Annotated in this window: 9 protein-coding genes; 1 reads left to right on the forward strand and 8 read right to left on the reverse strand. The window is 58.5% G+C overall.

Features of this window, described 5'->3' with window-relative positions; translation table 11 throughout:
• Nucleotides 1–4 precede the first annotated feature (4 nt).
• From TU84_RS24010 to TU84_RS24025, 4 genes are all read right to left on the reverse strand, one after another.
• Entirely contained in the window at nucleotides 5–796 is a 792-nt protein-coding gene (locus tag TU84_RS24010; protein ID WP_048373652.1) for a phosphate/phosphite/phosphonate ABC transporter substrate-binding protein, read from the reverse strand.
• A gap of 18 nt (nucleotides 797–814) precedes the next feature.
• Nucleotides 815–1,756 (reverse strand): fatty acid desaturase, encoded by a 942-nt coding sequence (locus tag TU84_RS24015; protein WP_048373654.1) that lies wholly within the window; start codon nucleotides 1,754–1,756, stop codon nucleotides 815–817.
• A gap of 607 nt (nucleotides 1,757–2,363) precedes the next feature.
• Nucleotides 2,364–2,588 (reverse strand): tautomerase family protein, encoded by a 225-nt coding sequence (locus tag TU84_RS24020; protein WP_048373656.1) that lies wholly within the window; start codon nucleotides 2,586–2,588, stop codon nucleotides 2,364–2,366.
• 17 nt (nucleotides 2,589–2,605) lie between these two features.
• The gene (locus TU84_RS24025) at nucleotides 2,606–3,346 is read right to left on the reverse strand and encodes an SDR family NAD(P)-dependent oxidoreductase (RefSeq protein ID WP_048373658.1); all 741 of its coding nucleotides are present in this window, start codon (nucleotides 3,344–3,346) and stop codon (nucleotides 2,606–2,608) included.
• A 125-nt stretch (nucleotides 3,347–3,471) separates the two neighbouring features.
• Between TU84_RS24025 and TU84_RS24030 the strand changes: the two genes are divergently transcribed.
• Nucleotides 3,472–4,374: a LysR family transcriptional regulator gene (locus TU84_RS24030; protein ID WP_048373660.1), complete on the forward strand. Its 903-nt coding sequence runs from the start codon at nucleotides 3,472–3,474 to the stop codon at nucleotides 4,372–4,374.
• Here TU84_RS24030 and TU84_RS24035 read toward each other — a convergent pair.
• From TU84_RS24035 to vasI, 4 genes are all read right to left on the reverse strand, one after another.
• Nucleotides 4,368–10,478, reverse strand: coding sequence for a M3 family metallopeptidase (locus tag TU84_RS24035; RefSeq protein WP_082148805.1), 6,111 nt, complete (start codon nucleotides 10,476–10,478; stop codon nucleotides 4,368–4,370). The two genes, TU84_RS24030 and TU84_RS24035, sit on opposite strands and share 7 nt — an antisense overlap.
• A gap of 61 nt (nucleotides 10,479–10,539) precedes the next feature.
• Complete coding sequence (gene tssM / locus TU84_RS24045; protein ID WP_048373662.1) at nucleotides 10,540–14,217, reverse strand: type VI secretion system membrane subunit TssM; 3,678 nt, start codon at nucleotides 14,215–14,217, stop codon at nucleotides 10,540–10,542.
• 9 nt (nucleotides 14,218–14,226) lie between these two features.
• Nucleotides 14,227–15,660, reverse strand: coding sequence for a type VI secretion system protein TssA (gene tssA / locus TU84_RS24050; protein WP_048373664.1), 1,434 nt, complete (start codon nucleotides 15,658–15,660; stop codon nucleotides 14,227–14,229).
• Nucleotides 15,648–16,322 carry a type VI secretion system-associated protein VasI gene (vasI, locus tag TU84_RS24055; RefSeq protein ID WP_228392726.1) on the reverse strand — a complete coding sequence of 225 codons (675 nt, stop codon included), beginning with the start codon at nucleotides 16,320–16,322 and terminating at the stop codon, nucleotides 15,648–15,650. The genes tssA and vasI overlap by 13 nt, the downstream gene beginning before the upstream one ends.
• Nucleotides 16,323–16,340 lie beyond the last annotated feature (18 nt).

The following is a 16,340-nucleotide window of genomic DNA, read 5'->3' on the forward strand; positions in this document are numbered from 1 at the left end:
GCGGTTAAAGCAACACCTCATAACCTGCCGCGCTCGCTTCACGCTGGTAGCCAATAACGACGTGGTAGTCGGTTTCGCTGGCCGGTAATACTTCCTGTAAACCCAAGGTGGCACTTACCTGTGGCAACTGCTGCAAGGCAAGGTTCATTGCCTCACGAATACGCTCAGCGCCCGCGCTGCCGGCACTGAGTGCGGTGATGTAAGGCAAATTGGGGCTAATGGCAGTGCGCGCAACAATGCGCAACCCGGCGACTTCGGCCGGGGCATAACGCGCCAGGCAGGCAAACGTGACGCTGTCGATAGAGGCCAGGTCTGCCCAGCCTTCGCGCACCCAGCGCAGGCTTTGTTGATGCGCGCCGCTGGTCGCCACCGAGGCAAAAAAACGCCCGTCTTGCTGCACGGGCGTCAGCCGATGACGGAACAGGTTCATGCCACTGTTGGAGTGCCGGTCATTGATCACCCCGCGGCTGCCCCTGAAATCCGCCAGTTCGACACGCGGGTCGGTTTCGCGGCCGACAATCACGCTGCAATGGCGCCCGGCGCTGCTGTCGGGCCATTCATAACGCGGGCGGCCGACCACTTGCACCTGGCCTTGCAACTGAGTCAGCAGCGGGTAGCCGCAGGTTTGGGTCAGCAACAAATCGGGCGAGCGAAACAGCTCCAGCAACTCAATGCCCGAGGCGTCGCGGCGCGTGGCCTGCAACAGCTCAAGGATACGTGTCAGCCATTGTTCATTGGCCTCACGCACCTGCTCGGGGGCCACGTACATCAATAACTCTGCATAACCGCCTGACATACAGCGCTCCTGGTGACGTTAAACAAACGGGTGTTTGGGGCTATCAATGGCGTGCACCGCGTGCCGACGAATCAACTCGCCATAGCCGTGCACCACATAATGGCCGCTGCGCTGTTGCCATTGCTCACGCCGCGCCCGGTACACCCTGGGCATGTAGAACCAGGGCAAACGCGGCAGATCGTGGTGCACCAAGTGCAAGTTCAGATTCAGGAACAACCAGGTCCACGGCCAGCCAGCTTCATTGAGCACCGTACGCTGTTCGGGACGGGCTGCGGGGCGGTGCTCGTAAAAAGAGCGGACCATGCCGACAGACAGCACCGGGACGGTGACCAAAAACACGTATTGCCAGACCGTCACGGCGCTGTAGCGGGCGATAAAGGCAAACATCAGCAGCGTGAAAAAGCCGTGGGTCAGCCACATCAGCCAGGCTTTGCGCTCGCCTTGGCGCAGTCGCTGAAGTTCTTCTTTGGCCATCCCGTACAACGCCAAAGGCGGGCCAACCAGCAAGCGGCCCGGCACGGTTTTGTTCAGCCAGAGCACAGCGCGAAACAACCTGGAACTGCGCTCCCAGCCTGACTGGCTGAGATAACGGCTTTCGGGATCGACGCCGGGGATGGTCAGGTCATGATCGTGGTGATGCTGCAAGTGGCTGTCGCGGTACAAGGTGTACGGGTACCACAGAGCAAAGGGCGCATAGCCCAGCACCTTATTCAGCCAATTGAAACGGGTGGGATGGCCATGCAACAGCTCGTGCTGAACTGACATCCACAGCACCACCACCGGGATCAACAGCACAATCGTCCACCCCGCGCCAAGCACCGGGCTGGCCAGCATCAAAGCAAACCAGGCGCTGGGCACCGCAATCAACAACAACCAGGTGGGCCATTGCGTACGACCGGTAAAGGTGTGAGCCAGGGCCTGAATGTCTTGTTGCTGAGCGCTGTCAAAATAATGCGACATCTGAAGGACTCAAAAAATAGGTTTGAATCCTTGTGTGGCGTGAGGCGCAAATATCTTGCAGATCATTTGGTTATGAGCATAGAACCGTGGTGCCTCACCTCACACTGGGCTGCCGCCCCGTCTTCGACGCCGCACTGTCGCGCAGCAAACAGGCCGCCGATAATCGTCAGCATCCCCCAATCGGTTCCCTCTCCTTCGGGAGAGGGCTAGGGTGAGGGTTGCTCTTGATTTGAGTACATATGCATTTCTGCGGCAACGGCCACTTAGGGTTCCGGCCTTACGCCGTGCCACTTACCCGGCGTCCTGCCGGGTTACCCTCTGCGCAAAACCTGCGTTCGGCCAGCGTGGTTTAACGGGGCCTCTTAGATCAAGATCAAAAACCAGATCAACAGCTCGCGAGCAAGCTCGCTCCTACAGAGCCTTTAGAATCAATCACTTATTTTATATTTGGTAGGAGCGAGCTTGCCTCGCGATCTTTTGATCCTGGCGCTTTCGATCTGGTGGCAAACCTCAGGTTGCCCCGCTCAAAAGCCACAGCAGATCAAAAGATCGCGAGACAAGCTCGCTCCTACGGGTTGAAGTGTTCAGTCGGGCAGACGCCGACTGTTTAATTCAATTTCTGAGCGTTGTGCTTCTGCCGTGCGCGCAACTGGGTGGTGGTTTCGCCGCCTACGCCCCAGTTATCCGTTGAGACTTCGTCGATCACCACGTAGGTGGTCGACGGCGCCTTGTTCAGCACGCGCTCCAGCAACTCGGTCACCCCTTTAATGAGCAAGCGCTTTTGTTCGGCGCTTACCCCTTCATCGGTCACTTTGATATTGACGTATGGCATGTCGGTTTCCTCGTTGATTACCAGGTGCCGCCGGTGCTGCCACCGTCGACCGGGATGATGGCGCCGCTGACAAAGGTCGATGAGGTGAGGTAAAGCACCGCGTCAACGATGTCTTGCGGCGTACCGATGCGCCCGCTCGGCGACAGGGTTTTCAGGAAGTCGCGGGTCGGTTGGTCTGTACCGTGCATCGGGGTAGCGATAATGCCGGGCGCCACGCCGTTGACCTGCACCTGGGAGGCCGCCAATTCCAGCGCCAAACCACGCACGGCGCTGTTCAGGCCGCCCTTGATCAACACCGGCAACAAGGCCGGAACTTTGACGTTCGGTTGCAGAGCAATGGATGCGGTAATCGCAACGATTTGACCGCCACCGTTGGCCGTCATGTGCCGGGCTGCCGCCTGAGCCGGGTAGAAAAAGCCTTTGAGGTTGGTGTCGACAATCGACTCCAGTTGCGCCTCGGTGTAATCCGCCACGGGGCTTGGCACGAAGATCCCGGCGTTGCTGATCAAGATATCGACCTTGCCAAACGCTTCGATGGCGCGTTCAAACAAACGGGTGGCAGTGTTCGCCAAGGCGATATCGCCTTCTACCAACAAAAAGTTGGCCGGGTTGCCGAGCGAGTCAGCAGCCTCCTGCAAGCGGGCCAGGGTCCGCGCATTGCCCACCACATTAAAACCCAGGTCCAGATAAGCCTTGGCGATGGCCAGGCCAAGCCCGCTGGAGGCGCCGGTAACGATGACTGTTTTAGCTGAACTCATGATGCTTCTCCGCAGGTTCAAGGCGTATGCCTTACAGGTGGAGGCACTCTAGGCCAGGTTTTACACTTGAAAAATGAGGCCCATGGCATTTGAATAGATACCTCATGTAATCAATTGGCCGTGCCATGACCCGTCACTTCGATGATGTTCAACTGGGCAGTATTGAACTGTTTTGCCTGGCAGCCGAGACCGGCAGCTTCACGGCCGCGGCCAATCTGGCCGGGGTTACACCAGCGGCGGTGAGTCGTTCGGTGGCCCGCCTGGAGGAGCGCTTGGGGGTGCGTTTGTTTGTGCGCACCACACGCCAGATGCGCCTCACCGATAGCGGGCGGCTTTACTACCAGCAATGCCGTCAGGCGCTGACACAACTGGTCGATGCCGAGCGAGAAGTCACCGGCCAGCAAAGCCAGCCTTCCGGCTTGTTACGCATCAGTGTGCCCACGCCCTATGCTCACTACCGGTTGCTGCCGAAGTTGCCTGCGTTTCGTCGGCAGTTCCCTGACGTTCAAATCGATGTGCACATCAGCAACCGCAACATCGACTTTGCCGACGATGGTTTTGATCTGGCGATCAGAGGCAAGGCGCCGACCGATTCCGGGCTGATCGCCCGTACTCTCGAAGAGGCCGAACTGGTGGTGGTGGCAACCCCTGAGTACTTGCGCGAAGCGGGCACGCCCACCTCGCTGGAAGCACTGGCCAAACATGACTGCATTCAGTACCAGCTCCCCAGCAGCGGGCGCAATTTGCCGTGGGCGTTTCAGCGGGACGGTCAGTGGATTGAGCTGGAAACCTCAGGTAACTGCGCCTGTCTGGATGATTACCTGGGCGCAGTGACACTGGTCAAACACGGCGCAGGCCTGATGCAGACCTACCGTTTCACGGTGCAGCAGGCACTGGAGCGCGGCGAGCTGTGTGAAGTGTTGAGCGCCTTCGGCGGTGCCCGGCGCCCGTTTATCCTCTTGTACCCGCACGCGCGCCACGTGCCGCAACGCGTGCGGGCATTTATCGACTTTATTACGCGTCAGTAACTCCACACCGTGGCAGCCCGATGGGTGTGATAGTCATAAAACCCCTGCAACTCCCACGTATCGCCCTTGCGTTCAAATGCAGCGCGCCAGGCCCCCCTGCCACTGCCTGGATCCAACTGGGACATGTCATACCAGTAATAACCATTGATTCGCTTGCTGGTCACACGACCCGCACGAATGTCATCCATGATGCTGGTCATTTTGATCCGGGCCGCTTCCGGGAAGCTGTCGTAAGTCATTTGCGCTTCAGCCAGCGCGCTTACGTTGATCGAAAACCTGTCTGTAGCAGGCCCTTCGGACACCGCAGGTGTCGTGGATGTTGTTGATGTAGCGGGTAACTTGCCTGTGACTTTATGCGTCGCCGTCTGTGTAACGGCCTGGATATCAAAGGGTTCTGTGTATTTGATCAGGCTTTGTGAGAAGTGATCAATGTCCTCGGCAGTGGCCACCATGATTTTTTGCTGCGTTTTGCCCTTGATCACAACAAAGTAAGGGATGCGTTTGTTTCTGACCTCAGTCAGCAAACCTGGCATGTTCCGCGCTTGCATTTCCTCTCTCAATAACGTGCGAGCGATTTTTCGATGATGCTCAACATTTTCTGGTACTGCGAGATAACGCTCCAGTGCAGCCACTGTTTCTGGCCCTTGCCCCGGGAACTGTGCTTGCAGCGCACTGACAATCTTCTGTCTCAATGAAAGGCTAAGGTCGTTGTAATCCTTGTTGATTTTGTCCAGTTCGCGCCTTTTTTTCCCGCGCAGAGGTGTAATGCCAATAAACACAGCACCTGTCGCGTTGTCCGGCATCACGGCTATGTTCATACCGGTCGTTTCGTAATAAGCATTTCTGTAGGGCAATGCCATATCGAATATTTTAATTTTTTGCACATCGGAAAATTTCAAGCCCGGCACACTGGTTTCAAAGTCCCGCGTTGCCGAGTGGACCGCACTCCACACGTCCAGCTTGTACACCAGCGTATCGCTCGAGGCCTTGTATTCAGGTGGCAGCCGACGCTGGCGGTTCAGCAGCTTCATTAACGACCGGTAAGCCTCAATACCGCTCACCCGTGCATCAATGATGCTCTCATCCAGCACCCGCTGAGCCAGCACCTCCGGCATGGCTCCGATCACGTTTGCAGCCTCTCGCACCATGTCACCGGGCGGGTTGTAATGGTCTACCAGGTAGCCCTCAAGCAGTGCATTGTATTTTTTCTGTTGAGGCGTTTCCGGGGCTCTGAACAGACTCATCACCGGGCCGCCGCCCAATAAACGATTTGGAGCCTCGGCTTGCCAACGGCCATTTTCCCAAACCACTTTGCGCCTGTTAGAAATATTCCTGGGGCTATAAACAAACCGCTCACCGTTCTGCACCGTGGTTTTGCAAAAGCCCCCGTCAAGCTTTAAATAGCCTTGCCCGTCTCGACCGCGATACAGATTCCGACCCTCCGGTAGAAGGCCGCTTCCATCAACCCCCTCCAGAAGAAAAGGCCGCAATGAGGCATCCACCATGCGAGGCAAAGTCGTCAGCGTCATATAACGCTTGCCTGCGTATTTTTTGCCACGCCTGCCCGATGCTCGACTCATGATGAGGTCTTCGCCAGCCTCTGCGACCACCTCCCCCATGGCACTGATAAAATCACTCAGCCATTGACTGCCACTGCCGCCTTCATCCTTGATGGACACCACCGCAGCACCGCCGATCATGGTCGGAATAATAGCCCGCCCCAGAAGCCCGCCGAGCCGGTTTACCTGAGGTATCGAGATCATGCCCAGCACCAGCACTAACCCTTTGCTGCGCCCGACTTGGGCCGCTTCGCTATCACGCTCGGCATGGGAAACCGTCAACACGTTGGCAGCATCTCGCGCATGAACAATGTGTGTTTCATACAAGGCTTCGAACAGGTCGATGTCCACGGCGGCAATCGCACCCTGAGCAGGAAAACCGAGGTTAGCCCGAAACTTGATGGGCGAAAAAATATCCAGCACAAACTGTTTAATCTTTTCACCCAAAGGACGGTCGGGCGCCTTCGACTCCAGGCTGGCAATCTGGTCAGCTTGCGCTGAAAGCGGTAATTTCGAGATCAGCCACAGTGTCATTTCTGGTGTTGTGGTGAGGGCCGTCACCACAGCACTCATCAGATCTTCGAATGCTTCGCCATCGGCATCGCGAAACACCCGGGCATCCGGTGCCCCAGGCGTGTACAACGTGAGTGAGGGCCGGCCTTTAAGGTTCTTGACGCCAAACGCCACGATATCCCTTAGAGTGCTGCTCCCCCATTTAATCTGATAAACCACCACCTCTTGGCCATTGACCTTGCTACGTTCCTGAGGTTGGCGCCCATCAAGAGCGGCAAGCACCAGGTTCAACCGGGTATTGCTGGCGTCATGCATGAGATCACCTGACAAGTGGGCGGCAAGTACCTCAACCCGCATCTGCTTGGCTTTGAGCGACATCCATAACGTCTGCGTACGGCGGGCTGCGCCAATAATCCATGAGTCAAGCATTACCCCGACATTGGCTGATTTCACCAGATCGCGTATGGCGTCAAAGTTCAGTGGGCCCTCCTCAAGGTAATCACGCGCATTGCTCTCATCCGGCGTCATATTGGAGATGGCCCATTCCGTCAGTGAACGCCGGTCAAAAATAATCCCCTTATGTTCTGAAAGTGCCACTCCTGACCCATACGCAGATGACCCCGTAGGCGCATGGGGATCTACGATGCGTTTCTCGATCGTCAGGAAAACCCGATCCGGGTCGGCTGGCGGGTATTTTTCCTTGATCAATCGCTCAAGCTCAGTGCGCGTCCACGCCTGGATGGCCTCAGGTGTTGCCAGCGTTATCGGGTCTGCTGGCAGAGACTGCGCATCCTTTACGGCTTGTTGCCAAGCCCTGCAAGCCTTCCACCAAGCCACGCGATCCTTCCCGGTAGCGTGGCGGCTGCTGTGTAGCCAGGTATTCAACTGACTCAGTGATTGCTTGAGTTGCCGAGCATTCATCGGGACGGCAATATCCAGCCGGTCGCCAAGGTCTGCGGCCTCGTCCACACGCTGTATCCAGTCGTTAACCTGCTCCCCTTCATTTGGTCCGTCGAGCAGCGCTTGCAGCACATCAGTTTTTTGCGCCTGGCGCAGCGCCATGACTTGCTGGACCAAAAAGTTACCCGGAAACGGTCGATGCTTAATCTCGCCGATGGCATCGCCGCCTTCCTTCAAACTCGCCTTCAGTTGCGCCAGGCTGTAGAACACTTCCAGTGGCTCACCCAGACGCCAGAGCAGCGCTGCGCCCTGCTCAACGTCGTTATCTCGCGCGGTAAACACCACACAGTTGCGGACCGGCAAACTGACCCGCCACCTTTGTGGTGTGTAGGCCAGTGTGTACACACCAGGCCGAACGGTTTCGAGCAAGCCTGCGCGTGCCTCTGCCTCGGGTGCAGAGAGCGCGTAGTCGGTCACGGCATGGTGCAGCGGCTCTTGCAGCGCTCCGTCCAGCGCATGAAGATTGGCCTGCGTCATTAACTGATGGCTTAACTGATCTGCCAGCCATTCATTGACAGGGCGGTTCTGAGTGAAACTCGCGGCTTTGCTCCAGAAGTGTTCAAGGGCATGTTCCCATTGGCGTTCGAATGACAACGGCCGGGTTTCTACCAACAATCGCTCGAATGCACTCTTGGCATCGTTGCTGTTCAGGGCAGCCGGTGCCTGCGTGGTACCGCCGGTTTGATGAACAATTTCAATATTTTGCAGGTTGAGAAAGAGCTCGCCGGTACTCAAGCGGCCAGCAGCCGCCTGCCAGAACAGCACATCCAAGGGGACGCTGGAAATGATCGTGCGGCTAAACAGCGGTCCATCAGGCACCCGTTCTGCTAGAGGGATGAGTGTTTCATGCACCGTGCGCACAGACACATCCTGCACCGCCACACTGTCCGCCAGCGCGGGGAACGTGGTTTTAAACCAGTTCTTCAAGTGCTGCGCAGCAACACCGGCAGGCCGTGGCAAAGCGTCATTCAACTCAATCATCTGCTGCTGCGAAGTCGTCAATTGACCCATCAAGGTCGCAACGTCCCGGGTGTTATCGACGCGCAGCAACGCGGCGGATGGCGGAAAAAAACGGTCTACCTTGTCGGCGCCCATAAAGGCCTCCATGGAGTCCCTCAAGGAACGCGCATCGCCATAGGTAAAAAAGGCATCGCGAAAGGCCAGCCCTGTCTCTGCGTCAAACAAGCCTCGACGGCTGAATTGCTCAAACGCCTGGCTGGCCAACACACCGGACCATTTATAGGAATAGCCTCGAGCCACATGGGGTGATGTCATCAATCCGTTGCTGTTGTAGGGGCTCACGTCATGTGGCCACTTCAAGTGCCCGACTTCCGTATTCAGGGCATCAAACACCTCGTGAGGGCTGCGCCCATCGCCTTGGGTGCGATGGACCTCGATATCAAACAGCATGAGCAGCAAAACATTGGCCGTGGCCCAACTGGTTTGAGTGTGTACCACGCGCGTTAAGCGCTGAGCCGCATCAGCAGGCATCGCCTCTTGAGTCTGATAATGCGCCGACATCCAGACCAGAAACTCGTCGCTAAAGCACCACTGCTCCATGATCTGACTGGCAAATTCAATCGCGTCAGGGCTCATGCCTCCGATCCCGGAAATGTCCCGGTACCCTTGCCCCGTCAAGAGGTGCTGCAGACAATGGCCAAATTCATGCACCAGCCTGCGCAATTGCGTGTGGCTCAGTAAACAGGGCTGCTCACCGTCACCTTTTGCAAACCGGCCGGACAGCACAGCAACCGGTAAACGGGGTCGCCCTTCGGCCGTCATTCGGCGGTTGCGCAGCGTCAGCACTTCAACGGCCCCATCAGTCTCTTGGCGGCCATAAGGGTCAATAAACAAGTAGCCGAGGATTTGTTGATGTTCCATGACCTCGTAAAGGCGCACGTCCGGGTGCCAACGGTCGAACTGCGTCTGTTCAACCAGTTCAACGCCAAACAACCGCCGGGTAAATTGCACCAGACGCTCAATAACCGTCGGCAACGGGAAATAGACATTCAGCGCATCCTGGGACACGCCGTCGGCCTGGCGCAGTATTTGGGCAAGGTATTCATAATCCCAGGGTTCGAGCTGAGGAATGTCGTATTCCACCATCAGGGCCTCGAGTTGCGCTCTCTCGAGGGTAAACGTGGCGCGTTGTGATTCGAGTTCATGACGCAAAAAATTCATGACCTCGTCGGTCGACGACGCCATCTGCCCTTGCAAAGCCAATTGGGCAAAGTGCTCATGGCCCAGCAACTGTGCAATTTGATGGCGGTTGCTGAGCAGCCGCGTTAACACATCATCGTTGTTCAATTGTTCAGGTTGCGGGCCTAGCGCTGTGGCCAGGGTGTAACGGGCGATCCATACCTCCTCGCGCAAGGGCCGGTTCTGCGCGTACAGCATTACGTCGTGAAACACTTCGTCATCCAGTGTTAACCACCAGCCGGTCAGGTTTTTATGCTGCGCTGCGCTCGCCAGGCGCTGCTTTAACGGTGCCGCAAGGCCCGCTAGCAGCAACTCGTTTTCAATGTGTTTGCCCCAGGCTTGAGTGGCTTGCTGCACATGGGCACTGAACGTCTGTTCCAGCAGACGGGTTTGCTCCTTTAATTCACGCAGCCGCTCTTGGTGCACCGGACCGAGGTGAAGCCCGGCCTGGCGATATTCGAGCAGTATTTTTTCCAGTACCCGCTTGCGCGCACTGTTGAACAACGCTGCAATCGGGCTGTTGGCCAGGGCCTGGTATAACGCATACAGCGTGGTGTTTTGCGCGAGTTGCCCTTTGTATTGCGTCATCAGCCCCCCGCAGAGGGTGACTGCATCAGCCCACGCCTTATGGGTGTGTACAGTGCTGAGCACGTCAATCATTTGAATCGTTTCTTCGAGTTGGGCCTTTACCTCATCCATCGCCAGCACCAGATCGTCCCAGGTGGGGAATGAAGTCTGGCTGGCAATAATGCCAGCTACAGTTGTCTGGCTCTTAGCGATGATGTGTTCAACAGCGGGCACCAAATGCTCAGCGCGAATCATTGAAAACGACGGCAGCACTGAGGTGTTCAATAGAGGATTGGTATCGAGCATATGCTCTTCCTGAGTGGGTGGGCGGAGCCAACAACCTACTCAGGGAGAACAAAGGCAGGTGCTACATAGATAGGGCAAGACGCTTGGACCGTCCTGACCACTGCGTGAGTTTGTCGCCGTCCTTGGGTTGGCGGCGTTCCTCCAGCAAGGTTCTGGGCAAGGCAAAGCCTTCAAAGGTGCGCTGGGTGATGGGGTTGTTGGCTTTTTCGGCCACCACGCGGTAGCGCATCAATCCGTCGGCAATGGCGAAGGTCAGGTCGACGCTGGTGTCGGTACGGCCGTTGAGATGGCCTCGACTGAGCAGCCGAAATAACGACCACGGGCCGCGATAGCTCAGGCTCGCGGTATTGCCACTGCTGTTGACCAGGGTCAGTTGGCTGCCATTGGCATTGCCCAGGTCGTTGGGCCACACCAACCCTGTGCGCTGTGGCGCGCCGTGCTGGTAGGGGATCAACTGGCCGTCGACGCTGAGCAGGCTGCTCAGGCGCGTGGTGCTCAGGGCCAGCGGTTCGATGGTGAGTTGCACCGCCAAATGCCCGCGATGGTTGAAGAAGGTGTCGCGAATACGCTCGGCTTTTTTCAATTGTTCCAGCACGTCGCTGCGCACCAGGTAGCCGCCCAGGCTCTCGGAGTAGAGCACGTCGAGGTTGTCTTTGAGGAAGATGTCCAGGTACTGGTCATGGAACTGTTGCAACCGCCCTTGCGGCCCGAAAAAGGCTTCAAAGTCGTCCAGCGAAGCGTCTTCGCCCGTGGCTTTGAACGGGTAACGATCGGCCAGCCGATCACGATAGAAGCTGTAGATCTCGCTGTCCCAGCGCTTTTCCAGCTCGCGCAGGGCGGCTACCACCAGCACTTGCGAGGTCTGGTCCGCGAGTTTTTTGACCTGCTGGTTCATCGGTTCCGGCAGGCCTACAGCAACCCGTTGCAGGTTGGCAATCGGGTCGCTGCCGCTGAGCGAAAAGCGATTGAGCACAGTCTTCAACGCGGCCTTGCCGGGGTCCGGATTGTCGTGCACGGCCTTGGCATAGTCATGCACGGCACCAATGGCGCGCAGGGTCTCTTCATAGTAGGAAGGCCGCTCCCCCTGGGGGATGATCAATTGCGCCAAGCCGGTAAAGGCACGCCGAATACCCGCCGCCTGTTGTTGGCCTTCGGGCACTTTGTCCAGGCTGACCACCGCAGTGCCCTCGATCAACGGCACGGCCGGGTAGATCACGGTGTTGTCGCGCAGCGTTTCAAGCAAACGCCGTAACGGCGCCGCCGGGCCGGTGACCTGCTCCAGCACGGCAACCCCATGACTCAGATCACGAAAATCAGTGACCACAAACTGGTTAAGCGCCCGCCGCCAGCTGTCTACATAGTCAGCGCTGTACAGGGCACGAACCCGCTGGGTCAGGACCTTGCGGTCTTCTGGCGAGTAGTCCAGACGTTGGCGCTCACCGAGCACCCACTGATCGATCATGGCCAGTTCAATAATGTCTTGCGTGCCGGGCTCAAAGTACTCTTTGAAGCCCTTGGCGGTGAGCAATGGCGCCAACTGCAACTCACTGCCATCGGTGTCCGGGTTGACCACTAAAGGGCGGTAAACAATATCGAAAGCCGGGCCGATTTCGTTGCGCAAGTCCAGCGGGCGTTGCAAGCGCTCTTGGGCATCCTGTTTCAAGGTGCTGTACACCCGCTCTGCCATGGGTCGCTGGCGCAGTTGTTGTTGCACCTGGACGATCCGTTCGCGGTAGTGCGGCAAGTCCGTGTCGGCATATTTCAACGCGTAATTGAGATGGCGCATGAGGTCTGCCTGCAGTTGCCCCTGGCCCGGATACGCGCGCTGCCACTGTTTGGCAACCCAGTCTTCGACGATCTCCGGTCGGCGGTTCTGGCGGTCTTCGATCATGCGGTACACCCGCAACGCCACCAGTTGCTGATTGCTGCCCGCAGGCGCGATATTGATCGCCTCCAGAGCACTGCTGGCGATGGCGGGCAAAAAGCGCCTGGACAGCAAGTTCAAATAGGCTTCGTCAACCCGCGGGCCAATCGCCCGGCCCTGATACAGCCCCATATTGGACAGCAACGGCCAGGCTTCACGGTAATCGCCGTACACCGAGACGGCGTCACGGATCTGGTCCAGCGGCGCCAGCAAATTGCGCCCGGTGGCATCGAGATTGGCGTCAATGTCCCCGGTGCTGAACTCCTGACTTCTGGCCAAAACGTTCGCGGCCTTGTCACGATTGACGGTGAAGTAGTGCTGCCACAAGCCCACCACCAGCAAACAGCCCAGCGAAGCCACGCCAAAACCTGCGATCAACAGTCGTTGCTTGTTGCGGGCGACTTTGATGTTGTCACCGGCCAGCCCCGCCTCGGGGTAAATCACTTGCTTGAACAATTGCTGGGCAAAGTAAATGGCCTTGCCCTGCGCAGGTTTGACCTCGGCAGGCGGTGGCGGCAGGTGGTACGGCTGGCCCGCCTCTTTGACGAACGCATTGCTCAGGGTGCCCTGCTGGAAGACCGACGAAAAATACACGCCCCGGACCAGCGCCGGTGTGGTGAAACGGTCGGTGCCGAGCATTTCATTCAAGAAGCCAAACAGCGCCGGGCGCAGCCCTGCCAACTGACGCAGAAAACCCATCAGCCGGTCACGGTCCTCCAATGAGCGGGCGCCTCTGAGGCTGTCAAAAACCTGCTCGTTGAGACGCTCGACAAACGCGCTGTAATGCTCCGCCAATTCCGCCAGCCAGGCATCAAAATCGTCGACCGCGTCCAGGCTGAAGGTAAAGCCGAGCAAGTCTTCACGGCCCCGGCGCGACAGCTGAGAAAAGAACTCTTCAAAACCCTCCAGCAGATCAAATTTGCTCAGCACCACATACACCGGCAGGCGTGTGCCCAAATGCCGCGTCAATTCATACACCCGCGTGCGAAGCACGTTAGCGCGAGCCTTGCGCGCTTCGGGGCGCTGCATCAGCAAGGCTTGTACATCGATCACCAGCACCACCCCGTTAAGGGCGCGGCGGCTGCGATTGCGCCCCAGCCAGTCCAGCAGGTGCAGCCACAGGCGCGGGTGAGTGTCCCCAGGCAATACCGGCCTGAATTTACCTTTGGCCGCCACCGGTTCTTGCGCTTGCTCGGCGCGCTGTTCTTGCGTCAAGGGCTTCGGTTGCGTGAGCAACTCACCCGGCGGATCGATCAAGACGGCTTCGTCGCCGATCCACCAGTCGATGCCATACGCCAGTTTTTCTTCCGGCTGCGCGCGGGCCCCCGTCCTGTTGATATGGGACAGGGAAAAGCTCTGATTTGAACGGGTGACAAGGCTGGTCTTGCCCGCGTTTTCTTCGCCCAGCACCAGGTACCACGGCAATTGATAGAGCGAACGGCGACGCTCCATATTGTTCAATAAATGGCTCAGGCTTTGATCAAGTGAACGCTCCTGCGCCTCGACATAGGGCAGGCAGGGATCCAGCACAACCGCCGCTTCACGCGCGTGCTCGGCATTGAGCCTGAGCAAGCGTTGACGCACCCGCCAGGCCCAGAACAGCAACGGCACGACCACCACCACAACACTGGCCGACACGCGCATCGCCAGCGCAGCCAAGGGTTGATGCTCGCGCCATGTCCAGTGCGGCCCCAGCCACCAGATGCCGATCAGCGCAAAGACCACGCCGAGGACAACCATCAGCGCCAGCGCCTGCTTGAAATGCCGCAGCACGGGCCAACCCCAGCGCTTGATGTAACTCCAGACCCTTTCCATAAACTGCTCCTACTCCTGAACGGCCTTGATCAACGCGGGGTTGCCAAGGTGCTGGGCCAACTTCTGATACAACTCGGGTTCCCACGCCTGGGCGCTGGTTTCGCGCATCACCCGGGCCACCCCGGCGTAAAGGTCATCGGCCAGCCAGGACAGGCCACGGGCCCCCAGCAAATCAGCGGCGATCACCGTGGTGTGGCTGCGCTGGCGCGGGGCTTCATGGGCTGCGTGCAATGCCTGCAAACGCAGCAGCACTACCTCAACGCCTTCGGTATTCAACTGGGTCACCAATTCGTCGCGCAGGCCCGCGTACTCAGGCACCGCACTGCTGGCGCCCTCGCGCTGGTCGGCACCGCTGATCCAGGCCTGGGTTGACGCGTCGACGAAGGGCGTGCCGTCGCTGAAATTAAGCTCCAGCAAAGCCGGGAGCCGACACACCAGTCGCTCACAACAGCGGCGCACAGCCAAGGCCACGTCATCCATCGCCAGGCGCGAGGCCACCTGGGCCGCGAGGTAGCTGCCACGCAGCCAGTACGGCGAGGCCGCGACGCTTTTTTCAATGCGCAACAGCAAGGCGGGCTCAAGGGCATTGGCGCCCAGTGCTTCTTGATACGCGTCAACAATGTCTTGAGGCACCGCGCTTAATTCAGTGCGGCGGTCGCGGGTGATGGCCGGGGCGGCATGCAGGTGCGCCCACAAGCCAAAACGGCGCAGTTGATAGCCCACCGGGTCATAGAGGTCTTGTTGATTGAGTTGCTCGGCCATTGCCAGCAAGGCACGCCGTTGTTCACGTTCGCTGCCCACGGGCGGCGCGCTGGTGCGGGTAAACAAGGTCGGGTTCAGGACGCCGGAAGATGGGGCCTGGTTGGTCGACTCAGGCACCAGTGGCTCACTGTATTTGGCCAACTGACGTTGCAGTGCCTCAATCGGCGCCGAGTCGAGCTTGGCCGCGACTGCGCCGCGCGCAAGGTCGAGTAACGCCTGCTCCGCCGTGGCCTGATGCACCGGGGCAAAACTGCTGCGGTCCAGGCTCGACAGGGCTTGTCCCAACTCTTCAAGCAGGCGCTTGATCTGTTTGCGCTTGGCCAGATAGCCGGTCGGCCCGGGCTTGGGGTGGGCGCTGTCCCAATACAACTCGACGATACCCGCCAGCAAGCCCACGGCATCGGCCCAGCGCGCCCACTGCCGGGTGCGCAGCCACACCCCCTGCAAATGCCCGAGGATGCGCAAGTGCTTGCACTGTCTGGCCAAATACTGGCGGGACGCTTCATCGATATACGGCCAGTCGATGCTGGCTTCACGCAAGCCCCCGAGCTTGATCATTTCCTGATCAATTGCCTGATAGGTTTCGTCCTCGATATCGAAATACCCGGCGGGTTGTTCCGGTTCAATCGGCGCCAGCAACAGCGGGACAATATCGGCCGGTACCTCGATCACCAGCGGCATGCTTGACGCTCCTGCGCAATCAACGCGTCCAGGCCTTGCGCGTCAAACACCAGCCCATTCAGGGCTGCGTCCTGCGTGCTTTTCAGCTCCAGACGCTGGCTGCCCATGATCTGGCGCAACAGCGCAATGGTCGGTAACCCCCGACTGAACTCGACCACCAGCCCTGCTTCATCCATCACTTGCCATGTCGCGTTCGAGACCGGCTTGTCATCTGCAAACAGCTGGATACGGTGCTTGTTGCGCTTGCTTGGCTCATCGAGCACCAGTTGCAGGCGAGTGATTTTGGATTCGCAACTGATGGCCAAGGTAGGCCGGGGGGCAAACGCCCCCAGGGCCGGAGCAGAAATAACCACCCGTTGTGCTCGCTCGTCATCCAGCTCTGGCCAGTGGGAGATCAAAAAGCGGAAGTCCCCGGGGCTGCGTCTGGCCTCATTGCGCTGCACCAGATCGACGATGGGCAACATTCGCCCCACATAAGTGATGGGTTGTGGCGCCATGCTGCGAATCGGCGTTCCGGCCGCCTGATCAAAGCATTCCAGACGCTTTAACGACGACACAACGGTCGTACAGTCTCGCGCTGCCGGCATGGCCAATGCCTGTTGCCCCGCCAGCACTAATAGAGAGGCGCCTAACGCCCATGCCCGCCCACTGCTTATTCGCATTTGCACCTCCTGTATGAA

The organism is Pseudomonas helleri, from assembly GCF_001043025.1.
In the GTDB taxonomy this organism is placed as follows: Bacteria; Pseudomonadota; Gammaproteobacteria; order Pseudomonadales; family Pseudomonadaceae; genus Aquipseudomonas; species Aquipseudomonas helleri.

Coding starts and splice junctions, on each gene's coding strand:
- TU84_RS24010 (WP_048373652.1), bottom strand. CDS start 796: ATGTCAGGCGGTTATGCAGAGTTATTGATGTACGTGGCCCCCGAGCAG.
- TU84_RS24015 (WP_048373654.1), bottom strand. CDS start 1,756: ATGTCGCATTATTTTGACAGCGCTCAGCAACAAGACATTCAGGCCCTG.
- TU84_RS24020 (WP_048373656.1), bottom strand. CDS start 2,588: ATGCCATACGTCAATATCAAAGTGACCGATGAAGGGGTAAGCGCCGAA.
- TU84_RS24025 (WP_048373658.1), bottom strand. CDS start 3,346: ATGAGTTCAGCTAAAACAGTCATCGTTACCGGCGCCTCCAGCGGGCTT.
- TU84_RS24030 (WP_048373660.1), top strand. CDS start 3,472: ATGACCCGTCACTTCGATGATGTTCAACTGGGCAGTATTGAACTGTTT.
- TU84_RS24035 (WP_082148805.1), bottom strand. CDS start 10,478: ATGCTCGATACCAATCCTCTATTGAACACCTCAGTGCTGCCGTCGTTT.
- tssM (WP_048373662.1), bottom strand. CDS start 14,217: ATGGAAAGGGTCTGGAGTTACATCAAGCGCTGGGGTTGGCCCGTGCTG.
- tssA (WP_048373664.1), bottom strand. CDS start 15,660: ATGCCGCTGGTGATCGAGGTACCGGCCGATATTGTCCCGCTGTTGCTG.
- vasI (WP_228392726.1), bottom strand. CDS start 16,322: ATGCGAATAAGCAGTGGGCGGGCATGGGCGTTAGGCGCCTCTCTATTA.